The sequence below is a fragment of the Meridianimarinicoccus roseus genome (assembly GCF_003172915.1).
GTDB lineage: Bacteria > Pseudomonadota > Alphaproteobacteria > Rhodobacterales > Rhodobacteraceae > Meridianimarinicoccus > Meridianimarinicoccus roseus.
Window position 1 is genome coordinate 41,077 of sequence record NZ_QGKU01000048.1, and the last position, 21,113, is coordinate 62,189.

Here is a 21,113-nt window from a genome sequence, read left to right on the forward strand (position 1 = left end):
GGGCGATGACGCGGGCGCTGGTGCTGTTCGCGCATCCCTGCCCGGAAAGCTTCTCGGCCGCGTTGCACACCCGCGTGGTGGACACGCTTAAGACGCGCGGCTGGGAGGTGGACGATTGCGACCTGAACGCCGAGGGGTTCGACCCGGTGCTGTCGCAGGCCGAGCGGCGCGGATACCACGACCCCGGCAACACCGCGCCGGTGCAGAACTATGTGGACCGGTTGCGCGCGGCGCAGGCGCTGGTCATGGTCTTTCCGGTGTGGAATTTCGGCTACCCGGCGATCCTTAAGGGGTTTCTGGACCGCGTGTTCCTGCCGGACGTGTCGTTTCGGCTTGAGGATGGCAAGGTGAAGCCCAACCTGACGCAGATCCGCAAGCTGGCAGCGGTGACGACCTATGGCGGGGCGCGCACACGCGCGCTGCTGGTGGGCGATCCGCCGCGCCGCTGCGTCACGCGGGCTGTGTGGCACGTGTGTCGGCCGGACCGCATGAGATACCTTGCGCTTTACGACATGAACCGCGCGAGCGATGCGAAGCGGGCCGGGTTCCTGGCTCGCGTGGAACGGGAAATGAAGGTATTCTGAGCGATGCGCGCCTTGCTGATCTATTGTCATCCGAACCCGGCCAGCTTCACCGCCTCCGTACGGGACACCGTGCTGCGCGGTCTTGGTGAGGCCGGGGCCGAGGTCCGGGTGATCGACCTTTATGCCGAACAGTTCGACCCGACCCTGAGCGGCGAAGAACTTGCTGCCTACGAAGACGAGGCGGTGAACACCGCTATGGTGCGCGCGCATGTGGATGCGCTGATGTGGTGCGACACGCTGGTCTTCGTCTACCCGACATGGTGGTACGGGCTGCCCGCGCGTCTGAAGGGGTGGCTTGACCGAGTGCTGGTGCCGGGCGTTGCCTTCCTGATGCCGGATGCCGAGCATTCGGACATCCGGCCCGGCCTGACCCACATCAACGGGCTTGCGGTTTATACCACCTGCGGCGCGTCACGCTGGCTGACCTTCTTCGTCGGCGCGCCGGGCAAGCGCACGCTTCTGCGCGGGGTGCGGGCGCTGTGCGCGCGGCGGTGCCGCACCAGTTTCGCAGCGCACTACCTGATGGACAGTTCGACCCCCGAAAGCCGCCGCGCGCACCTGGCGCGGGTGGCGACGCGTGTGGCGGCCTTCGCGGGTCGGCCCGCGCGGCGGCAGGAGCAACCGGCATGATCCCGGTCCTCGACTGGTCACGTTTCGCTGCCGACCCGGACGGCTTTTCCGCCGATCTCGGGGCGGCCTGCCGCGACACTGGCTTCTTCCTGCTGGACGGACATGGCATCGCCCCCGCCTTGGTTGCGGAAGTGTTCGCGCAGGCCGACCGGTTTTTCGCACTGCCCGCCGCCCGCAAGGAGCCGCTGTCGATCCTGACCGGTGGCGCGAACCGGGGCTGGACCCCGCCCGGCTCCGAGAATCTAGACGACACCAGCACGTCGGTGGACCGCAAGGAGGCGTTCAACATCGGGCTGGACCTTGCGCCGGACGATCCGCGTGTGCTGCGCGGGGAGCCGTTCCGCGCACCGAACCGCTGGCCCGAGGATCTGCCGGGCTTCGCCGAGGCGGCGCGAGCCTATTACGACGCCTGCCTTGCGCTGGGGGTGGACCTTCACCGGGCCTTCGCGCGCGACCTCGGCCTGCCAGAGGACCATTTCGTCGGCAGTTTCAGCGCGCCGCTGGCGACGCTGCGCCTGCTGAGCTACCCGCCCGGGTCCGGCGCGCCAGGCGAGATCGGTGCGGGGGCGCATACCGACTACGGTTCCATCACGCTGCTCATGACCGATGGAGAGGCGGGATTGCAGGTTCGCCCGCGCGGAGGTGACTGGACGGAGGTGCCGCATGTGCCGGGTGCCTTTGTTGTCAACATCGCCGACTGCCTGATGCGCTGGACCAACGACATCTACGTTTCGACGCCGCACCGTGTGCTGCCGCCGCGCAACCGGCGCCGGTCGCTGGCCTTCTTTCTCGATCCCGACCCTGACGCGGTGATCGCGGCGCTGCCGGGGACGGGCGCGGCGAAGTACCCGCCGGTGACCGGGGCCGATTACCTCCGCAGCCGCCTTGATGCGACGTATACCAAAGGGGACATGTGATGACCCGCAGGCTGGACTGGGCGGCCTACCGCACCACGGAATTCGAAGGGCTGGACCCGGAGCGCGTCATCGCCGTTCTGCCGACCGCCGCGATCGAACAGCACGGCCCGCACCTTCCGGTGGGCACCGACACGATGATCGCCGAGGGGATGCTGGACGTGCTGCGCCGCACCTGCCCGGAAGATCTGGACCTGCGCATCCTTCCGGTGCAGGCCGTCGGCAAGTCGAACGAGCATCTGCACGCGCCGGGCACGCTGACCTTCGGGGCCGATACCGCGTTGAAGGCCTGGGTCGAGATCGGTCTGTCGGTCGCGCGTGCAGGACTGCGCAAGATCGTCATCGTCAACAGTCACGGCGGCAATCTAGATCTCGTGTCGATTCTGTCGCGCGAGTTGCGGGTGCGGGCCGGGATGCTGGCGGTCAAGTGCCAGTGGAGCGGCTTTGGCCATCCCGAGGGCATGTACCCGCCGGACGAGTTGCGCTTTGGCATCCACGGCGGCGACGTGGAAACCTCGCTCATGCTGGCGTTCCGGCCCGGAACGGTCGACATGGGCGCGGCGCGTGACAACAGGTCCACTGCGCGGGAGGGTGGCATCCCGCCGGTCGGGCCGATCAGCTATGGCTGGATTTCGGCCGATCTGAACCCGGTCGGCACGGTGGGCAACGCGGCCGTTGCAAGCGCAGCCAAGGGCGATGAGACTGCGGCGCACCAGGTGGCGGGCTTCGTTGCGCTGCTTCGGCAGGTGCGTGACACCCCGCTGGACGGGCTGACCCCGGTGCGACCGGATTTCTGATTGCCTTTCGCTTGGCCGCAGGGCTAGGCCAGCGCGGCACAAAGGGGGCGACATGGCATTCACGGTAGCGATCGACGGACCGGCAGCGGCGGGGAAGGGCACCATTTCGCGGGCGGTGGCGGCGCGTTTCGGCTTCGCACATCTGGACACCGGGCTGCTCTATCGCGCGACGGGCGCCCGCGTCGCGGACGGCTTGGCGCCGCTGGTGGCCGCCCAAAGCCTGTCACCCGCCGACCTGGAAAGGGGCGACCTCCGGACGCCCGAAGCGGGGCAGGCGGCCAGCCGGGTCGCCGCCATGCCCGACGTGCGCGCGGCGCTGGTAACCTTTCAGCGCAGTTTCGCGGCCCGCCACGGCGGTGCTGTACTTGACGGACGCGATATCGGCACGGTTATCTGCCCCGACGCCGATGTGAAGCTGTTCGTCACTGCCTCGGATGCGGTGCGGGCTCATCGCCGCTGGACCGAACTGGCGGACCCGGCGCTGACGCTGGACGCGGTTCTGGAGGACCTGCGCGCCCGCGACCGCCGCGACAGCGAACGCGCCGCCGCACCGCTGCGCCCGGCCGACGATGCCGTGGTGATCGACACTTCCGAAATGGACATCGACGCCGCCGTCGAGGCCGCGACCGCGCTTGTTTCGGCCGCCCGCGCGGGGTGATCCTGCGGATATCCCGACTTAACCCAAGGTCATCCGGTCGCTAGTGTGTCGCTCGTCGCTGCCCTTTCGGCAGCGCGGCAACGGAGACAGGAACATGGACCATTTCGACTTCAAAAAGATCACCGGCCCGCTCACCGCTTCGCAGCAGGTGCCCGACATGGAAGCCGTCTGGGGATCGGACGGCGCATCTGCGCAGGTGCCGCGCCCCATGCTGGAGGCGATCTGGGGCACCAACGGCACGGCTGCGGGCGGGCCGGTGCTCGATGCCATCTGGGGCACCAACGGCACAGCCTTCGAGGACCCGCTTTTCGGCTACGACGATCCGACCTTCGCATAAGGGCGTTCCGGCCCCGGCCGCTACGCGGGCTTGTCAACCGGGTGCGTTTGGCCTATAGCGCGCTCGTCAACACGGCGAAAACGTCGGAGCAGAAAAACGCGGGCAGGGTCGGCAAACACCGGCCCTTCGCGTTTTTTGGTATCCGGATGCCGCCGCGACCAACCCAAGACCGGTGGAGACAACCACCCGGCCAGCAAACCGAAACCGAAGGAAACCTGAACCTCATATGTCGCAAAACGCATCCATGGAAGAATTCGAAGCCCTTCTGCAGGAAAGCTTCGAGATCGACACGCCCGACGAGGGCTCTGTTGTCAAGGGCAAGGTCATCGCCATCGAGGCGGGCCAGGCCATCATCGACGTCGGCTACAAGATGGAAGGCCGCGTCGATCTGAAGGAATTCGCAAACCCCGGCGAAGCGCCCGAGATCTCGGTCGGTGACGAGGTGGAAGTCTACCTCCGTCAGGTCGAGAACGCACGCGGCGAAGCCGTGATCAGCCGCGAGATGGCCCGCCGCGAAGCCGCGTGGGATCACCTCGAGAAGGCCTATGCCGACGAGAACCGCGTCGAGGGCGCGATCTTCGGTCGCGTCAAGGGCGGTTTCACCGTCGATCTGGGCGGTGCCGTGGCCTTCCTGCCCGGCTCACAGGTCGATGTGCGCCCGGTGCGCGATGCCGGCCCGCTGATGGGTCTGAAGCAGCCGTTCCAGATCCTCAAGATGGACCGCCGCCGTGGAAACATCGTCGTGTCGCGTCGCGCCATCCTTGAAGAATCCCGCGCCGAGCAGCGTGCCGAGGTGATCGGCAAGCTGAACGAGGGCGATGCCGTGGACGGCGTGGTCAAGAACATTACCGAGTACGGCGCGTTCGTCGACCTTGGCGGTGTGGACGGCCTGCTGCACGTCACCGACATGGCGTGGCGCCGCGTGAACCACCCGTCCGAGATCCTGTCGATCGGCGAGACGGTCAAGGTTCAGGTCATCAAGGTCAACAAGGAAACCCACCGCATCAGCCTCGGCATGAAGCAGCTGCAGGAAGATCCGTGGGAATCGGTGCAAGCCAAGTTCCCGCTGGAATCCGTGCACACGGGCCGCGTGACCAACATCACCGATTACGGCGCCTTCGTGGAGCTGGAAGCCGGTGTCGAGGGTCTCGTGCACGTGTCCGAGATGTCCTGGACGAAGAAGAACGTGCATCCCGGCAAGATCGTGTCCACCAGCCAGGAAGTTCAGGTCATGGTGCTCGAGATCGACCCGGCGAAGCGCCGCGTGTCGCTCGGCCTCAAGCAGACCATGCGCAACCCGTGGGAAGTCTTCGAAGAGAAGTACCCGGTCGGCACCGAAGTCGAGGGCGAGGTCAAGAACATCACCGAGTTCGGCATGTTCATCGGTCTCGACGACGACATCGACGGCATGGTCCACCTTTCGGACCTGACCTGGGAAGGTCGCGGCGAGGACGTGATCGGCAACTACCACAAGGGCGAGATGGTCCGCGCGGTGGTCACCGAGATCGACGCCGAGAAGGAGCGTATCTCGCTTTCGATCAAGGCGCTGGATGGCGACCCGTTCGCGGAAGCCACGAGCGGCGTCAAGCGCGGCTCGATCGTCACGGTGGAAGTCACCGCGATCGAGGATGGCGGGATCGAGGTGTCCTACGACGGTGCCAAGTCCTTCATCCGCCGCAGCGACCTGAGCCGCGACCGCGCCGAGCAGCGCCCGGAGCGGTTCCAGGTCGGCGACAAGATCGACGTGCGCGTCACCAACATCGACCCCAAGACCCGCCGTCTGGGTCTGTCGATCAAGGCGCGCGAGATCGCCGAGGAAAAGGAAGCGGTGGAGCAGTACGGCTCGTCCGACAGCGGGGCGTCGCTGGGCGACATCTTGGGCGCGGCTCTCAAGAGCAACGACTGATCCACACCTGCTACTCCAGAACATCGGGGGCGCGTCCGGCGACGGGCGCGCCCCTTTCGAATCATGGCAGGAGTGCTGCGCCGCGGCAATGTCCGCCCGCCGCCGTGTTGCCGCGCATTCGTCGGCCCGAGCGGCCAGAATCGGCACCCTTTTCCGCGGACTTTCGCCTTAGACAGTATTTATGCTTCTCAAATCAGGCCATTAGACTATAGATTTCGGGCAACCCTTCGTGACAAGAAGGGGGCACCGAAGGGGACGTTCCAAATGATCCGGTCTGAATTGATCCAGAAGATTGCCGATGAGAATCCACATCTCTACCAACGAGACGTGGAGCGCATCGTGAACACGATTTTCGAAGAGATCATCGAGGCCATGGCGCGCGGCGACCGTGTGGAACTGCGCGGATTTGGGGCCTTCTCAGTCAAGAAACGGGACGCGAGAGTGGGCCGCAATCCCCGCACCGGCGACTCGGTCGAGGTTGAGGAAAAACACGTCCCGTTCTTCAAGACCGGCAAGCTGCTGCGCGACCGGCTGAACGACAAGTAAGAGGCACGCATGCGGTTCATCACCTATCTCATCCTCGCGCTGATTGCGCTGGCGCTGGTCATCATCGGCTTCGCGAACCGGTCTGTGGTCACGCTTACGCTGCTGCCCGCGGAACTGGTCCCGTTCACGAAATACAACGTCTCGTACGAGCTGCCGCTGTACATGGTGGTGTTCGGAGGCATTGCCGTGGGCATCCTGCTCGGGTTCTTCTGGGAATGGATGCGAGAGCACAAGCACCGGTCGGAAGCGACGAACAACCGTCGCGAGCGGGCGATGCTCGCCAAGGAACTGGAAAAGATCAAGGCGGATCGCAAGCAGGGCCAGGACGAGATCCTCGCGCTGCTGGACGACAACCAGTCCCGCGCCTGACCGCTGCATGGCACATCAGGTTCGGGTCAAGATCTGCGGTCTGACCCGCGCCCCCGATCTTGCCGCCGCCGTGGCGGCCGGGGCGTCCTATGTCGGGCTTGTGTTCTTCGAAAAATCCCCAAGACACCTCTCCGTCGCGCAAGCGGCTGCTCTGGCGCAGGGGGTGCCTCCGGGCATCGCGAAGGTGGCGCTGACGGTGAACGCCGACGATGCGCAGCTTGATGCGCTGACCGCGTCGGTGCCACTTGATATCCTGCAGCTTCACGGCTCCGAAACGCCCGCGCGGGTCGCCGAAATCCGTTCCCGCACTGGCCTTCCCGTGATGAAGGCCGTAGGAGTGGCGGACGCGGACGACCTGCCCGCGCTTGACGATCATGCCCGCGCGGCCGACATGCTGCTGGTGGATGCCAAGCCGCCGAAAGGCGCGGCGCTGCCGGGTGGCAACGGTCTGGCCTTCGACTGGCGTCTGATTGCCGGTCGGCGCTGGCCGGTGCCTTGGATGCTGGCGGGCGGGCTGCGGCCCGACAATGTGGCCGAAGCGATCCGCCTGACCGGAGCGCGGCAGGTGGATGTGTCCTCGGGCGTGGAAAGCGCGCCGGGGCTGAAGGATGCGGACAGGATTGCGGCCTTCGTGGCTGCAGCGACGGGAGATACGGGATGCCAGACGACCTGATCAACAGTTTCATGACCGGCCCCGACGAGAAGGGCCGTTTCGGCGATTTCGGCGGACGTTTCGTGAGCGAGACGTTGATGCCGCTGATCCTAGAGCTGGAAGCCTGCTACGAGCACGCCAAGACCGACCAGAGCTTTTGGGACGAAATGAACGACCTCTGGACGCATTATGTCGGCCGTCCTTCGCCCATGTATCACGCCGCGCGCCTGACCGAGTATTGCGGCGGCGCCAAGATCTACATGAAGCGGGACGAGCTGAACCACACCGGCGCACACAAGATCAACAACGTGCTGGGCCAGATCCTTCTGGCGCGGCGCATGGGCAAGTCGCGGATCATCGCCGAAACCGGTGCCGGTCAGCACGGCGTTGCCACCGCGACGGTGTGTGCCAAGTTCGGGCTGGAATGCGTCGTATACATGGGCGCGCATGATGTGGAACGCCAGTCGCCCAATGTTTTCCGGATGAAGCTTCTGGGGGCCAAGGTGGTGCCTGTGACCTCGGGCCGGGGCACTCTGAAGGATGCCATGAACGACGCGCTGCGCGACTGGGTGACCAACGTGCGCGATACGTTTTACTGCATCGGTACGGTGGCGGGGCCGCACCCCTATCCGGCGATGGTGCGCGACTTTCAGTCTATCATCGGCAAGGAAGCCAAGGCGCAATTGCAGGAACAGGAAGGCCGTCTGCCGGATACGATCATTGCCGCGATCGGCGGCGGATCGAACGCGATGGGCCTCTTTTACCCGTTCCTCGACGACCGCAGCGTGAACATCATCGGCGTGGAAGCAGGCGGGCACGGCGTGGACGAGAAGATGGAACACTGCGCAAGCCTTACCGGCGGGCGTCCCGGTGTTCTGCACGGCAACCGCACCTATCTTCTGCAGGATGAGGACGGGCAGATCCTCGAAGGGCACTCGATCTCGGCCGGACTTGATTATCCGGGCATCGGGCCCGAGCATTCCTGGCTGCACGAGACGGGGCGCGCGAAATACGTTTCTATCACCGATAACGAGGCGCTTGAAGCGTTCAAGGTGTGCTGTGCGCAGGAAGGCATCATCCCCGCGCTGGAACCGTCGCACGCGTTGGCCCACGTCCTGAAGATCGCGCCGAACCTGCCCGCCGACCACATCCTGTGCATGAACATGTGTGGGCGCGGCGACAAGGATATTTTCACCGTCGCCAAGGCGCTTGGCGTCGAGATCTGATCCCGTCCAAGCCTCGCCCGGGCGGCGGGCCAATGCATCAGGTTTCGGTGCGTGCGTACTGCGTGAGCACTGACAGCGGCACAATGTCGAGAGCGCGTTCGTGCGTGGCCGAAAGGTTCACCTCGGGCGCGCAACCGTCGTCATGCGCCTGCAGGAAGCGGCCCGCGCACAGGCACCACTGATCGCCTGGTTTCAGCCCGGGAAAGCCGAATTCCGGGCGCGGCGTGCTCAGATCGTTCCCGACATACTTCGAAAAGGCTAGGAACTCCGCCGTCATGACCGCGCAGACCGTGTGGCTGCCACGGTCCGCCGCACTTGTGTCGCAGCAACCATTGCGGAAAAACCCGGTCATCGGATCGGTGGAGCAGGGCTGAAGCGCGTCGCCGTTCACGTTGAGGGAGGGTGCCTTGTCCATGTCCTGTCCTTTCTCTGTTGCCTGAAGGCTAGCCTATCTGAACCTGTCGGCAAGGCGTTGCAGGGCACGGCGCGCGTCCGGTTCGGAGCTTTGCTCCACCTCTCTGTCGGGTGCCGCCTTCCCCTTTGACGTGTCTGCTTCCGCTGCGGCGGGGCGGGAGGTGCCGGTCGACGCGCGCGGCGGAGCGGTGCGAAGCGCGACCGCGTTCAGGAAGCGGGCGGTGTCGCCTGCCGCAAGGTCCGCCGCCCCGTCCGAGATGCCGCGCAGCAGATCGTCCAGCCAGTCCTCGTCCGACTTTGCAAAGTTGCCAAGGACATAGCCCGACACGCGGTCCTTGTGGCCCGGATGCCCGATGCCCAACCGCACGCGGCCGTAATCGGGTCCGAGATGGGCATGGATGGAGCGCAGACCGTTGTGCCCCGCATGCCCGCCGCCGGTCTTGACGCGGATCTTGCCGGGGGCGAGGTCAAGTTCGTCGTGGAAGACGATCAGGTCGCTTGGGGCGATCTTGAAGAACTTCGCGGCCTCGGCGACGGCCTGCCCCGAGAGGTTCATGAAGGTCTGTGGCTTGAGCACCAGAACCTTGGACCCGCGCAGATTTCCTTCGGTTATCAATGCGTTGAACTTGGCGCGGAAGGGCGCGAAGCCGTGGTCTTCGGCGATGCGATCGACGGCCATGAAGCCGATGTTGTGGCGGTTGCGGGCGTATTGGGGGCCGGGATTGCCCAACCCGACGAGAAGGCGCATGACAGGCTCCGTGTGGCGGTTGACCTTGGCCCCCGTTGTGCCGTGAATGGGCGCGAAACACCAGTGCGGGAGAGCGAGATGTATCTGACGATGAACCGGTTCAAGGTGAAGCTGGGGCAGGAACAGGCGTTCGAGGAGCTATGGACGCAGCGCGACAGCCACCTGACCCAAGTCGCTGGTTTCAAAGCCTTTCACCTGCTCAAGGGCCCCGAGAAGGACGGCTACCGGCTTTATGCCTCGCACACCGGCTGGGAGTCGGAAGAGGCGTTCCGGGCCTGGACGAAATCGGAGGCGTTTCGCAAGGCCCATGCCGGGGCGGGCAGCACCGGGGACCTGTATGAAGGCGCGCCGGAACTGGAGATCTTCGAGACCGTGCAGGAGATCACGGCGGGCTGAACGGCGCATATGAACGCCATATGACTCGCATATGACTCCCGTAGGACCCTGCGCGCGGTGGCGCAGGGCCGCGTTAACCCCGTTGCGGCAGGCTGATTGCGTGATCCAATGCCGAAGGAAACGCCGATGCCCCGCAGTTCAACCGCCCACCGCACGCCCCCGGCCCGCCTTGAGCCGACGCGTAACCTGCACCGCCGCGCCCCGGAGCCGGGCCAGACCAAGACCGCGCGACTGGCCTATGAACGGCTGATGGGCGAGGTGCGGGACCTTGAGTATGAAGACCTTGCGCCGTTCTGGATCGGCAAGCACATCCCCGAGGCGTGGGACACGCTGGAACGCGACGTGGACGTAGCGGAGAAGAAGGTCCGCGTGACCCTGCTGCTGGATGAGAGCGTGGCGAAATTCTATCGCGGGATGGGGCAGGGCTACCAGGCGCGGATCAACCGGGTGCTGGCGACCTTCGCCCAGATGCGAATCGCACAGGTGAACGCGGCGGAGGCGCGGATCGCGAAGTTCCGGGCGGAGGAGCGGGCGCGGTTGAGGGGGGAGGGGGGATGACCGTCCCGGAAGCTGGTTGTTTTCTTACGAGCTTCATCATACGGTTTTACTACTCTTGATAGTTGGCTTGGAAAAAAGAGCAACTGAAACGATGGTAAAATTAGTTTCAATTAGGGTTCGAAATTTTAAGGCAGTTCGAGATGCTTTAATTCCATTATCAGATGGGCTGACTGTATTGGTTGGCGAGAACAGTTCGGGGAAATCATCGGTCCTTCAGGCTATCCATTGGGCTTGCAGATGTATTGCTCACCCTAGGGCGCAGCGAAATCAATCGAGGAGTATTGCAGCGCACGATTTCGATTTCTATCCGACGGAGCAGGTTCGCAAGGTTGGGCACAATCGAGAATTACGGCAGGGAAGGGGTCCCAATCGAGAAGTGAGTGTCAGAGTGTCATTTGAGCACGGCATCGATGACGATGCTCCTGTACAGGAAAGCACGGTAAAGCTAAGCCAGGGTAACAATGATGTTATCAAGATAGACTTGCAGAATGATCTTATTAGTTCAGATTTGTACGAATTAATGTCAAATAGGGATCGTCCATTTTCGAGCTATATACCCGGGCTTGCTGGCATTCCGCTGGCTGAGGAAAAACGATCTAGGCTCCCAATTCTTAGGCAGGCTGCTAGCGGCGATGCCAATGCAGTTCTTCGGAACATTCTTTTGCAAATCAAGGAATCTAATGATCCGCAAGTGTCTTTGGAGAGGCTTTCTGAACTCTGCTCAGAAGTTCTTGATGAAGTGGATATACAAGTCAATTTTTCAGAAGGCAGAGATTTCCTGATTGACTGTACGCTTCGAACCCATGGTATGCATGGCGGATATTTTACACCGCTTGAGCTTGCCGGAACTGGTGTACTTCAGTGCATACAGATTTTTTCCTATCTTATTCTTTATAGGCCTAAAATACTTTTGATAGACGAACCTGATGCACATCTGCATCCAAGTCGACAGGAAGACTTGATCGCGGTTCTCTCACGGGTTGCCAAAGAGTACGAGAGTTCTGTTATTTTGACGACTCACAGCCCAAACTTAGTTAAGGCGCTACCTGAAAGTGCAAACGTTGTTTGGATGAAGGATGGTGGGGTTATTGATGAAGGTGACGCGGTAAGGCAAAAAATGGGGTGGGGTATTCTGGATAAGAGAATCATTATTATCACAGAAGATTCAAAGCCTGAAGAGTTGCGATCTTTAATAAAGCAATGGCCAGAGTTAGAGCGACAGATTGCTATCTGGCCAGTAAATGGGCACACTGCTTTGCCGAATAAAGATGCTTGTGAAGCGCTTTTGTCAATGACTGGCGCGGCAAAGATATTAGTGCATCGTGATGGTGATTTCATGACGCCAAGTGAACGTGACAAAATGGCTCTAAAATATGATTGTGAGAATGTTTCGCTATGGATCACAGACTTTTCTGACGTGGAGTCGTTTTTTCTCCAGCCCGAGCGTATTGCCAGCGTGTCGGGGCTTGAGTTGCCTGTGATAAGAGAGGTTTTTTCAGAAATACGCGCTGAATTGCAAGACAGGCTTGACGATGATTTTGTAGCAAAGCGCCAGATGCTAGCCGAAGATCGTAGGCTTTATGCGCACCGAGATCAGGCGCCAAAAGTTTCGATGGCGAGGATTGAGATCAATAAAGGGCCGGATGATTTTGGTATCATTAAGGGGAAGACCTTTTCTAAAAAGCTCAAGCAGGAAATTTCGCAGCGCGGCGGCGATACTTCGAACTTTCTGCGAATTGTTGAGGGGGAGGCTGAACTTGCCATTTCTTTAAGGGAGGCTCTCTCCGAATGAGATTGGCGAGTTTTGGTATGGACGTCATCAGTAACTAAAAATAAAAATAGCAACACAAAAAACGGGGCCCGAAGACCCCGTTCCGCGTGTCTGCGATGATCCGGCGGGATCAGGCTTCGGCGTCCGCCTCGGCCTCTTCCTCGTCATCGGCGGCGGCGGCAAGCGCGCTCGGGCCGTGCGGCGGTTTCCCAGAGCGTCCGGGTGACGTCGCCAACCCTGCCTTGATCGGGCGCGGTATCTGCGCGACGCTGGCGGGGTGCGGGCCGTCCGGGGCGCGGGCGCGGCATGGTCCGCCTCGCCGGAGGGCCGTGCGGAACGCGGCAAGAACGGGAGCGGATGTGGCAGAAGGATTGTGGACGGCGAAGGTTGCGTCTCTGGCGGAGTTCTCCGCCTATTTCGACCATCTGGGCGGCGCGGTGCAGGCGCGGTTCGAGCACGAGAAGGGGCTGTTGGCGCCGGACCTCGTGTCGGCGCAGGTGGCGGGCCATTGCGGCGTGTGCAGGCGCGACTCGCAGTTCCTGCTGGACCGGTACTTCGGGATCGAGCTTGCGGACGGCACCAGCCTGCCGAATTTCCGCGAACGGCTGGAATGCGGGTTCTGCGGGCTGAACACGCGGATGCGCGCGGCGCTGCAGTTCCTGGAGGAGCAGGAGGCGACGGCGGAGAGCCGGATCTACGCGACCGAGCAGATGTCCAAGCTGTTCGCGGCGTTGCAGGCGCGTTACCCCGACCTGACGGGGAGCGAGTACCTGCGCGACGGCACCGCGCCGGGCCGGACCAACGCGGCGGGCATCCGCCACGAGGACGGCACCGCGCTGACCTTCGCGGACGGGAGCTTCGACTACATCCTGAGTTTCGACGTGCTGGAGCACATCCCGGATTACATGACGGCGCTGCGCGAGATCGTGCGCTGCCTGAGGCCGGGGGGCAAGCTGCTGCTGACCGTGCCCTTCGCGATAGAGGAACAGGCGCATGTGGAGCGGGCGCGGATCGAGAACGGGGAGATCGTGCACATCCTGCCGCCCGAGTATCACGGCGATATCCTGGACGATGGCGGCGCGCTGTGCTTCCGGCATTTCGGCTGGGACATCTGCGAGGATCTTGTCGCGGCCGGGTTCGCGTCGTCGGCGCTGCATTTCTACTGGTCGAAGCGGCTGGCCCTGATGGGCGGCTGGCAGTTCCTGATCGTGGCGGTCAAGGGGGCGGCATGAAAAACGGGGCCCGAAGGCCCCGTTTCGTGTGTCTGCGATGATCCGGCGGGATCAGGCTTCGGCGTCCGCCTCGGCCTCTTCCTCGTCATCGGCGGCGGCGGCGAGTGCGCTCGGGGCCGAGATGTTCGCGATCACGAAGTCGCGGTCGATCGTCGGGGTCGCGCCGGCGGGCAGCGTGATGTTCGAGATCGTCAGCGTGTCGCCGATGACCGCCTCGGAGATGTCGAGCGTGATCTTCTCGGGGATGTCGCCCGCGGTCACCTTCAGCTCCACCTCGGGACGGACGAGGTTCAGCATGCCGCCCTTCTTGAGGCCGGGGGCGACGTCGGCGCCGATCACCTCGACCGGGATGAACAGGTTGATCTTGGTCGTGCGGCGCAGGCGCATGAAGTCCACATGCGTCGGCAGGTCCTTCACGATGTCGCGTTCCACGGCGCGGCAGATCACGCGCACGTCGTCGTGGCCTTCGACCTTGAGGTTGAACAGCGTCGCGAGGAAGCGGCCCGCCTTCAGGCGCTTGACCAGCGCGTTATAGGGGATCTTGATGGGGAGCGGATCGGTGTCGCCCCCGTAGACGATGCCGGGCACGTAATGCTCGCGGCGGGTCTGTCGGGCGGCCCCCTTGCCTGTCCCCGTGCGCACTTCGGCGTGAAGATCCGGGATCTCACCAGCCATGTCAGTTCTCCTTGCTGTGGGCATCCTCCAAGGGTGTATGCCCGGTTGAAGGCGTGGCCTTACAGGCAATCGGGATAAAAGGAAAGGGGGCGCGGCGGCCCCCTTCGTGCATGTCGCGTTTCGGCCCCTCGGGGCGTGTCGGGCGCGGTGGACGGCAGCCCGAGCGGCCCCGGCCGGCCGCGGCAGGGCGGCGGGCACCGGGATCGGCGTGCTGGCCGGGGCGACGCGTGACGGCGGCGCGGTCAGTTGCGCTGCCAGCGGCCTTCGAAATCCTCGGGCACGAGAAGGATGTCGCGGCCGACCTCGCGCAGGTCGCGGTGCCCGCAGAGCGCCATCGTGGTGTCGAGTTCCTTGTGCAGGATTTCGAGCGATTTCGTGACGCCGGCCTGTCCCATCGCGCCCAGCCCGTAGACCCAGGACCGGCCGATCATCACGCCGGACGCGCCGAGCGCCCTGGCCTTGAGGATGTCCTGGCCGGTGCGGATGCCGCTGTCGAACATCACCTCGATCCGGTCGCCGACCGCGTCGACGATGGCGGGCAGGGCGCGGATCGACGACAGCGCGCCGTCCAGCTGCCGGCCGCCGTGGTTGGACACGACGATCGCGTCGGCGCCGAGGTCGGCAGCGCGGCGGGCGTCTTCGGTGTCCATGATGCCTTTCAGGATCACCTTGCCGCCCCACATCTTCATCAGTTCGGCCACGCGGTTCCAGTCGAGCGCGTGGTCGAACGCCTCGGCCGTCCAGGACGACAGCGAAGACGGATCGGTCACCCCCTTGGCGTGGCCCACCACGTTGCCGAAGGTGCGGCGACGGGTTTGCAGCATCTTCAGCCCCCAGCCGACCTTGGTGGCCATGTTGGCGATGGATGCGGGTGTCAGCTTGGGCGGGGCGGAGAGTCCGTTCTTCAGATCCTTGTGGCGCTGCCCCTGCACCTGCAGGTCGAGCGTGATGACCACGGCCGAACAGCCTGCGTCGCGCGCGCGCCCCATCAGCCGTTCCATGAAGTCGTCGTCCTTCAGGGTGTACACCTGGAACCAGAAGGGCGCCTTGGTGGCCTTGGCGACATCTTCGATCGAGCAGATCGAGAGGGTCGAGAGCGTGAACGGCACGCCGAACTTCTTCGCGGCGCGGGCGGCCAGAATTTCGCCGTCCGCGTGCTGCATCCCGGTCAGTCCGACGGGGGCGAGTGCCACGGGCATCGCCACGTCCTGCCCTATCATCTGCCCGGCGGTGGTGCGGTTGGTCATGTCCACCGCGACGCGCTGGCGGAAATAGATCTTGTCGAAATCGGAGGTATTCTCGCGGAAGGTCTGTTCCGTCCAGCTGCCGGTTTCGGCGTAGTCATAGAACATCTTGGGAACGCGTCGTTTGTAGAGGCGCTTGAGATCGTCGATGCAGGTGATGGCAGACATGAGTCCCTCCGGATTGGTTATGTTCCTTTACCAATGCCGCGAGGGGCGCGCAATGCGACGCGACGGCCCGGGGCCGCCGCCGTTCGTGCCGGGGCGCAATTGCGTGTCTCTGTCGCCGAAGCGCCTGGAGGCGGGCTGTGCGGCATGGCGCAACGTCGGCGGGTGGGCCGACAGGCGTAGGCCGTCTTGGAACGCCCCGCGTCTCAGGCGGGCGCTTCTCGGTCCCAGTCCAGCACGGCCGTCGCCGGGCCGCCCGCCAGCACCAGTCCGAGCGCGCGAAGGGTCAGCCGGTCGCCTTCGAGCGCGACTTCGCGGCGCTGGACGCCGCCGGTCCAGTTCGGGAAACTGGCCACCGCCACATGGTGCAGCACATGATCGCCGTGGAAGGTGAAGCGCCCGGCATAGCTGATCTGCGACTTCATCGCGCCCGCGTCTTCCTGCAGGCTGCCGCCGAACGGGTCGGGCGCGGCGAAGGCGGCGCGATCCGCGCGGGCGATCTGCACGAAGAAATGGCCGTCCGGCAGGTAGCCGATCAGCCCGCGCACATCCGGCCCGAAAGGGTGGGCCTGCGTCCCGTCCGCCGCCGTGTTCACCCAGCGCCGCAGCGCCCAGGTGCCCAGCAGGGGGGCCGGATCGGCCGCGCCGGTCACAGCCCGAGGCACCAGCGCATCACTGCCTTCTGTGCGTGCAGGCGGTTCTCTGCTTCGTCGAAGACCACCGATTGCGGCCCGTCCATCACGGCGCTGGTGACTTCTTCCTCGCGGTGGGCCGGCAGGCAGTGCATGAACAGCGCCTGGTCGCCCGCCGCCTTCATCAGCGCCTCGTTGACCTGGTAGGGCCGCAGCTGGTTGTGCCGCCGTTCGCGGGTGGAGGCGGGATCGTGCATCGATACCCATGTGTCGGTGACCACGAGATCGGCCCCGGCCACCGCGCGCACCGGGTCGCGTTCGATGGTGATTGCGGCCCCGGCGGCACGTGCGGTGGCGACCGCCTCGGGTTCGGGATCGAGCGGTTCGGGCCCGGTGAAGGTCACGTCGAAGCCGAACTGCCCGGCGGCGTGGATCAGCGAGGTGCAGACGTTGTTGCCGTCGCCGGCCCAGACCACGCGCTTGCCGGTGATCGGGCCGCGATGTTCCTCGAAGGTTAGAATGTCGGCCATGATCTGGCAGGGATGGGTGCGGTTCGTCAGCCCGTTGATGACCGGCACGCTGGCATGGTCTGCCAGTTCCAGCAGGGTCGACTCCTCGAACGTGCGGATCATGATGAGATCGACGTAGCGCGACAGCACGCGGGCGGTGTCGGCGATGGATTCGCCGTGGCCGAGCTGCATGTCGGCGCCGGACAGGACCAGCGTCTGCCCGCCCATCTGCCGCACGCCGACATCGAAGCTGACGCGGGTCCGGGTGGAAGGTTTCTCGAACACCAGTGCGACCACGCGGCCGGCGAGGGCTTGGTCGGCATCGGGTGTGCCGCGCGGAGCGCCGGCGCGGGCGGTCTTCATGGCGGCGGCGGTGTTGATCATCGCGCGCAGGTCGGCGGGGGCTGTCTTGTGCAGGTCGAGGAAGTGGGTCATGGATCAGGGCCTTTTGGCGGATGCTTGGGGGCGGTCTGCCCCCCGTAGCCCGCGATTTTCGTCATGGACTTGAACTGGTCGCGGCGGTGCGCGGCCCGGGCTGAAGGTCATCACGCGCACTGGCGTTCCGTCCTCGCAGGGCGCGATGGTCTCGCCGTGGAAGCCTGCCCGCGCATAGCTGGCGATGGCCCGGTGGTTGGCCGGGTCCGGGTCCACCACGACCAGCGGTGCCCCCTGGGCCAACAGCATGGCCGCCCGCGCGCGCAGGTATCGCGCCGCATGGCCCCGCCCGAGAAACGCGGGATCCCCGATAAACGTGTCGATCGCGCGGGTGCCGTCGGGCAGACCGGCATAGTGCGGCATAGGCCAGTGATGCGCCGGATAATCCTGCACGAAGGCGAAGGGCGCATCGCCAAGCTGGACGATGCGCATGTCCGTGGGCCCGCTGTCGATGTCTTCCTCGATCAGGGCTATCTCGCGGTCCGGATCGCCCCACCATCCGCCGATATGGGGCTGGGCGAGCCAGCCCCGCAGCATCGGGTAATCGTCGCGCGTGACCGGCACGAAGCGATAGTCAGGCGGTTTCATGGACATGCAGCGCGGCGGCGGCGGCGTGCAGGCGCGCGGCGGCCTCGGCAAGCTCGTCATCGGTGATGGTCAGTGGCGGCAGCAGGCGCACCACGTTGTCCGCGGCGGGCACGGTCAGAAGCTGACAAGCCTGCGCCCCGGCGACGACGCTTGCGGCGGGGGCCTTGCATTTCAGGCCCAGCATCAGCCCCGATCCGCGCACGTGGTCGAAAACGTCCGGATGTTCGGCCACCAGCCCTTCGAGCGACTGGCGGAAGGCGGCGGCCTTGCGGTTCACCTCGGCCAGGAAGGCGGGGTCGGCGATGTGGCGCATGACTTCCAGCCCTACGGCGCAGCCCAGCGGGTTGCCGCCATAGGTGGACCCGTGGGTGCCGGCGGTCATCCCGGAGGCCGCGTCTTCGGTCGCCAGCACCGCACCCAGCGGGAAGCCGCCGCCGATGCCCTTGGCGACCATCATGATGTCGGGCGCGATCCCGGCCCATTCATGGGCAAAGAGCCGACCCGTCCGGCCCATGCCGCATTGCACCTCGTCGAGGATCAGCAGCGTGCCGGTCTCGTCGCAGAGCGCGCGCAGGCCCTTCAGGCAGGCGTCGGGCAGCGGGCGGATGCCGCCTTCGCCCTGCACCGGTTCGACCAGGATGGCGGCGGTGCTGCCGGTGACCGCGGCGCGCAGGGCGTCGTGGTCGCCCCAGGGCAGGTGCGTGAAGCCGGGCAGCAGCGGTGCAAAGCCCTTCGTCATCTTCTCGGATCCGGCGGCGGCGATCCCCGCGGCGGAGCGGCCGTGGAACGAGCCTTCGAAGGCGATGATGCCGGTCCGGTCCGGATGACCTTTGTCGAACCAGTACTTGCGGGCCATCTTCACCGCCAGTTCGCAGCTTTCGGTGCCGGAATTGGTGAAGAAGACCGTGTCGGCGAAGGTGGCGTCCACCAGCGCGTCGGCCAGCGCCTCCTGCTGGGGGATGCGGTAAAGGTTCGAGGTATGCCAGAGCGCCTGCGCCTGCGCGGTCAGCGCGGCCACCAGCGCCGGGTGCGCATGGCCGAGCGCGTTGACCGCGATCCCGGCTGTCATGTCGAGGAAGCGGCGGCCGTCCGCCTCGATCAGCCAGGTGCCTTCACCCTTCACGAAGGTGAATGGCGCACGGTTGTAGGTCGGCAGAACGGAGGGGATCATCGGCGTGTCCTCGTCGGGAAGCCCTTTTGGTGCCGCAGGCACGGGGGCGTGTCAATGTTCGGGGGTCTGATCGGGATGGACGGCACGGGGGATGTGCCCCGCGAAGGCGGGCTCAGGCGCGGACGCAGCGGCGTCGGAGGGCGTTTGAGGTGTCCATGCGCGGCGGCATAGCAAGGCGGGCCGAAAAGGGGAAGGCCCATGTTCGGGGCGGGGCAGGGCCGTGGTGGTGCGCGGGGGGCGGCGCGCCCGGATTGTGCCGGGGCGCCGGTCAGCGGCGTGGCCACGCCCCCGGGTTCCGTCCGCAGGGGTCCGGCGGCTTCTGCCCGGGCCGCTTCAGCATTCGGGAAGATTGACCGCCAGCCCGCCCAGCGAGGTTTCCTTGTACTTTTCCGACATGTCTCGCCCGGTCTGGCGCATCGTCTCGATGCAGTTGTCGAGCGGCATGAAGTGCTGCCCGTCCCCGCGCAATGCCAGCGACGCGGCGGAGACCGCCTTGATCGCGCCCAGTCCGTTCCGTTCGATGCAGGGCACCTGCACGAGGCCGGCCGCCGGATCGCAGGTCATGCCGAGATGGTGTTCCAGCGCGATCTCGGCCGCGTTCTCGATCTGGGCGTTGGTGCCGCCAAGCGCGGCGCAGAGCCCCGCCGCGGCCATCGCCGACGCGGAGCCGACCTCGGCCTGGCAACCGCATTCTGCCCCCGAGATCGAGGCGTTGTGCTTGATCAGCCCGCCGATCGCGGCGGCGGTCAGCAGGAAGTCGCGGATGCCGACCTGCGACGCGCCGATGCAGTGGTCCCGGTAGTAGCGGATCACCGCGGGCACCACGCCAGCCGCGCCATTGGTGGGCGAGGTCACGACGCGCCCTCCGGCCGCGTTTTCCTCGTTCACGGCCATCGCGTAGACCGACAGCCAGTCGTTGACGACATGGGGCTGGGCGAGGTTGCGGCCGGCTTCGGACAGAAGCTGTTCGTGGATCGCGCGGGCGCGGCGGCGCACGTTGAGCCCTCCGGGCAGGATGCCGGTCTGCGTCAGGCCTCGGTCGATCACCCCGTTCATCGTGTCCCAAAGCGAATCGAGTCGCGCGTCGAGGTCGATCCCGGGGCTGTGCGCACGCTCGTTGGCCCGTTTCATGGCCGCGACGGACAGCGCGGCCGCGTCGCCCATGCGCAGCATCTCGCGCGCGGATCCGAACGGATGGGGGTAGCCGTGGGCGGCCTTCTCATCATGCAGGTCAGAGCTGGCGGCGTCGCGGGTGGCCAGTTCCGCCTCGGTAAGCACGAAGCCGCCGCCGACGGAGTAGTAGGTTTCGCGGTGATAGGGGTTGCCCGCGGTGTCGAGGGCGAGCAACACCAGCCCGTTGGCGTGACCGGGCAGGGGCGGGCCGTAGTCGAAGGCAAGGTCGGTGGCGGGGTCGAAGGCGAGCGGCGGCAGGCCCGGCGGGGTGACCTGACGGGCGGCGGTCACATCGGCGATGGCGGCATCGGCGCGGTCCGGATCGAGGCTGTGCGGCTCGAACCCCTGCAGTCCAAGGATCACGGCGCGGTCGGTGGCGTGCCCCTTGCCGGTGAAGGCGAGCGAGCCGTGAAGCGAAGCGCGCACGGCGGCGAGGGTCCCCGCGCCGGGGATCTTCTCGGCGCCGCCGCGCAGGTCTTGGAGGAAGCGGGCGGCGGCGGTCATCGGGCCCATCGTGTGCGAAGAGGACGGCCCGATGCCGACCTTGAAGATGTCGAAGACGGACAGGAACATTAGCGCGGGTCCTTTCGGGGCGGAGGGCATGTGGCGCCAGCCTAGCGCAGGTGGGCGGCAGATGCAGGCCGTTTGCGACGCGCCCGGCGGCGGCGGCGACCGCGCGGGCGGCGGGGGCATGGGGGGCCGGAGCGCAAGGGAGCGCGCGGGCCGATCGGGAAAGCCAGGTCTCGGCAGGGGCCGGAACCGGTGCAGCGCGCACGGTGCAGC

Annotated in this window: 24 protein-coding genes; 15 read left to right on the forward strand and 9 right to left on the reverse strand. The window is 65.4% G+C overall.

Annotated features, from left to right (window positions below; genetic code table 11):
- The first annotated feature begins 5 nt into the window (after window positions 1–5).
- The 11 genes from DKT77_RS15330 (at window position 6) to trpB (ending at window position 8,619) form a co-directional block, all read left to right on the forward strand.
- Window positions 6–584: an NAD(P)H-dependent oxidoreductase gene (locus DKT77_RS15330; protein WP_109812553.1), complete on the forward strand. Its 579-nt coding sequence runs from the start codon at window positions 6–8 to the stop codon at window positions 582–584.
- A 3-nt stretch (window positions 585–587) separates the two neighbouring features.
- Window positions 588–1,214, forward strand: a complete 627-nt coding sequence (locus DKT77_RS15335) for an NAD(P)H-dependent oxidoreductase (RefSeq protein WP_109812554.1) — start codon at window positions 588–590, stop codon at window positions 1,212–1,214.
- Window positions 1,211–2,131, forward strand: a complete 921-nt coding sequence (locus tag DKT77_RS15340) for an isopenicillin N synthase family dioxygenase (protein ID WP_109812555.1) — start codon at window positions 1,211–1,213, stop codon at window positions 2,129–2,131. The genes DKT77_RS15335 and DKT77_RS15340 overlap by 4 nt, the downstream gene beginning before the upstream one ends.
- On the forward strand, window positions 2,131–2,925 hold the full coding sequence (locus tag DKT77_RS15345) for a creatininase family protein (protein ID WP_109812556.1): 795 nt from the start codon (window positions 2,131–2,133) through the stop codon (window positions 2,923–2,925). The genes DKT77_RS15340 and DKT77_RS15345 overlap by 1 nt, the downstream gene beginning before the upstream one ends.
- Window positions 2,926–2,977: 52 nt before the next feature.
- Window positions 2,978–3,583: a (d)CMP kinase gene (locus DKT77_RS15350; protein ID WP_109812557.1), complete on the forward strand. Its 606-nt coding sequence runs from the start codon at window positions 2,978–2,980 to the stop codon at window positions 3,581–3,583.
- 94 nt (window positions 3,584–3,677) lie between these two features.
- Window positions 3,678–3,920 (forward strand): hypothetical protein, encoded by a 243-nt coding sequence (locus tag DKT77_RS15355; RefSeq protein ID WP_109812558.1) that lies wholly within the window; start codon window positions 3,678–3,680, stop codon window positions 3,918–3,920.
- A gap of 172 nt (window positions 3,921–4,092) precedes the next feature.
- Entirely contained in the window at window positions 4,093–5,826 is a 1,734-nt protein-coding gene (rpsA, locus tag DKT77_RS15360) for a 30S ribosomal protein S1 (protein ID WP_274520096.1), read from the forward strand.
- A 264-nt stretch (window positions 5,827–6,090) separates the two neighbouring features.
- On the forward strand, window positions 6,091–6,372 hold the full coding sequence (gene ihfB, locus DKT77_RS15365; RefSeq protein WP_109812560.1) for an integration host factor subunit beta: 282 nt from the start codon (window positions 6,091–6,093) through the stop codon (window positions 6,370–6,372).
- A gap of 9 nt (window positions 6,373–6,381) precedes the next feature.
- Entirely contained in the window at window positions 6,382–6,741 is a 360-nt protein-coding gene (locus tag DKT77_RS15370) for a LapA family protein (RefSeq protein WP_109812561.1), read from the forward strand.
- A gap of 7 nt (window positions 6,742–6,748) precedes the next feature.
- A complete protein-coding gene (locus DKT77_RS15375; RefSeq protein ID WP_109812562.1) occupies window positions 6,749–7,414 on the forward strand; it encodes a phosphoribosylanthranilate isomerase in 666 nt (221 codons plus the stop codon).
- The gene (trpB, locus tag DKT77_RS15380) at window positions 7,399–8,619 is read left to right on the forward strand and encodes a tryptophan synthase subunit beta (RefSeq protein ID WP_109812563.1); all 1,221 of its coding nucleotides are present in this window, start codon (window positions 7,399–7,401) and stop codon (window positions 8,617–8,619) included. Before DKT77_RS15375 ends, trpB begins: the two co-directional genes overlap by 16 nt.
- A gap of 37 nt (window positions 8,620–8,656) precedes the next feature.
- Here the strand turns inward: trpB and DKT77_RS15385 are convergent, their stop codons facing one another.
- Together DKT77_RS15385 and pth are read right to left on the reverse strand one after the other, a co-directional pair.
- Window positions 8,657–9,034: a DUF2237 family protein gene (locus tag DKT77_RS15385; RefSeq protein WP_109812564.1), complete on the reverse strand. Its 378-nt coding sequence runs from the start codon at window positions 9,032–9,034 to the stop codon at window positions 8,657–8,659.
- Window positions 9,035–9,067: 33 nt separating this feature from the next.
- Window positions 9,068–9,781, reverse strand: a complete 714-nt coding sequence (gene pth / locus DKT77_RS15390; RefSeq protein ID WP_109812565.1) for an aminoacyl-tRNA hydrolase — start codon at window positions 9,779–9,781, stop codon at window positions 9,068–9,070.
- Window positions 9,782–9,859: 78 nt separating this feature from the next.
- Here pth and hmuQ point away from each other — a divergent pair, with 78 nt between their 5' ends.
- The 4 genes from hmuQ (at window position 9,860) to DKT77_RS15410 (ending at window position 13,738) form a co-directional block, all read left to right on the forward strand.
- Window positions 9,860–10,177 carry a heme-degrading protein HmuQ gene (gene hmuQ / locus DKT77_RS15395; protein WP_109812566.1) on the forward strand — a complete coding sequence of 106 codons (318 nt, stop codon included), beginning with the start codon at window positions 9,860–9,862 and terminating at the stop codon, window positions 10,175–10,177.
- Between the two features lie 126 nt (window positions 10,178–10,303).
- Entirely contained in the window at window positions 10,304–10,735 is a 432-nt protein-coding gene (locus DKT77_RS15400; protein ID WP_109812567.1) for a BrnA antitoxin family protein, read from the forward strand.
- Between the two features lie 16 nt (window positions 10,736–10,751).
- Window positions 10,752–12,527, forward strand: a complete 1,776-nt coding sequence (locus DKT77_RS15405) for an ATP-dependent nuclease (protein WP_146205017.1) — start codon at window positions 10,752–10,754, stop codon at window positions 12,525–12,527.
- Between the two features lie 338 nt (window positions 12,528–12,865).
- A complete protein-coding gene (locus DKT77_RS15410; RefSeq protein ID WP_238547932.1) occupies window positions 12,866–13,738 on the forward strand; it encodes a class I SAM-dependent methyltransferase in 873 nt (290 codons plus the stop codon).
- 51 nt (window positions 13,739–13,789) lie between these two features.
- Here DKT77_RS15410 and DKT77_RS15415 read toward each other — a convergent pair whose 3' ends face one another.
- From DKT77_RS15415 to DKT77_RS15445, 7 genes are all read right to left on the reverse strand, one after another.
- A complete protein-coding gene (locus tag DKT77_RS15415; RefSeq protein ID WP_109812570.1) occupies window positions 13,790–14,413 on the reverse strand; it encodes a 50S ribosomal protein L25/general stress protein Ctc in 624 nt (207 codons plus the stop codon).
- 242 nt (window positions 14,414–14,655) lie between these two features.
- Window positions 14,656–15,825, reverse strand: coding sequence for an alpha-hydroxy acid oxidase (locus DKT77_RS15420; RefSeq protein ID WP_109812571.1), 1,170 nt, complete (start codon window positions 15,823–15,825; stop codon window positions 14,656–14,658).
- Between the two features lie 203 nt (window positions 15,826–16,028).
- Window positions 16,029–16,487, reverse strand: a complete 459-nt coding sequence (locus DKT77_RS15425) for a lipocalin-like domain-containing protein (RefSeq protein ID WP_238547933.1) — start codon at window positions 16,485–16,487, stop codon at window positions 16,029–16,031.
- Window positions 16,472–17,398 carry an ornithine carbamoyltransferase gene (gene argF, locus DKT77_RS15430; RefSeq protein WP_109812574.1) on the reverse strand — a complete coding sequence of 309 codons (927 nt, stop codon included), beginning with the start codon at window positions 17,396–17,398 and terminating at the stop codon, window positions 16,472–16,474. Before argF ends, DKT77_RS15425 begins: the two co-directional genes overlap by 16 nt.
- 3 nt (window positions 17,399–17,401) lie before the next feature.
- Window positions 17,402–17,986, reverse strand: a complete 585-nt coding sequence (locus DKT77_RS15435) for a GNAT family N-acetyltransferase (protein ID WP_109812795.1) — start codon at window positions 17,984–17,986, stop codon at window positions 17,402–17,404.
- On the reverse strand, window positions 17,973–19,157 hold the full coding sequence (locus tag DKT77_RS15440) for an aspartate aminotransferase family protein (RefSeq protein WP_109812575.1): 1,185 nt from the start codon (window positions 19,155–19,157) through the stop codon (window positions 17,973–17,975). The genes DKT77_RS15435 and DKT77_RS15440 overlap by 14 nt, the downstream gene beginning before the upstream one ends.
- 333 nt (window positions 19,158–19,490) lie before the next feature.
- Window positions 19,491–20,903, reverse strand: coding sequence for an L-serine ammonia-lyase (locus DKT77_RS15445; protein WP_109812576.1), 1,413 nt, complete (start codon window positions 20,901–20,903; stop codon window positions 19,491–19,493).
- Window positions 20,904–21,113 lie beyond the last annotated feature (210 nt).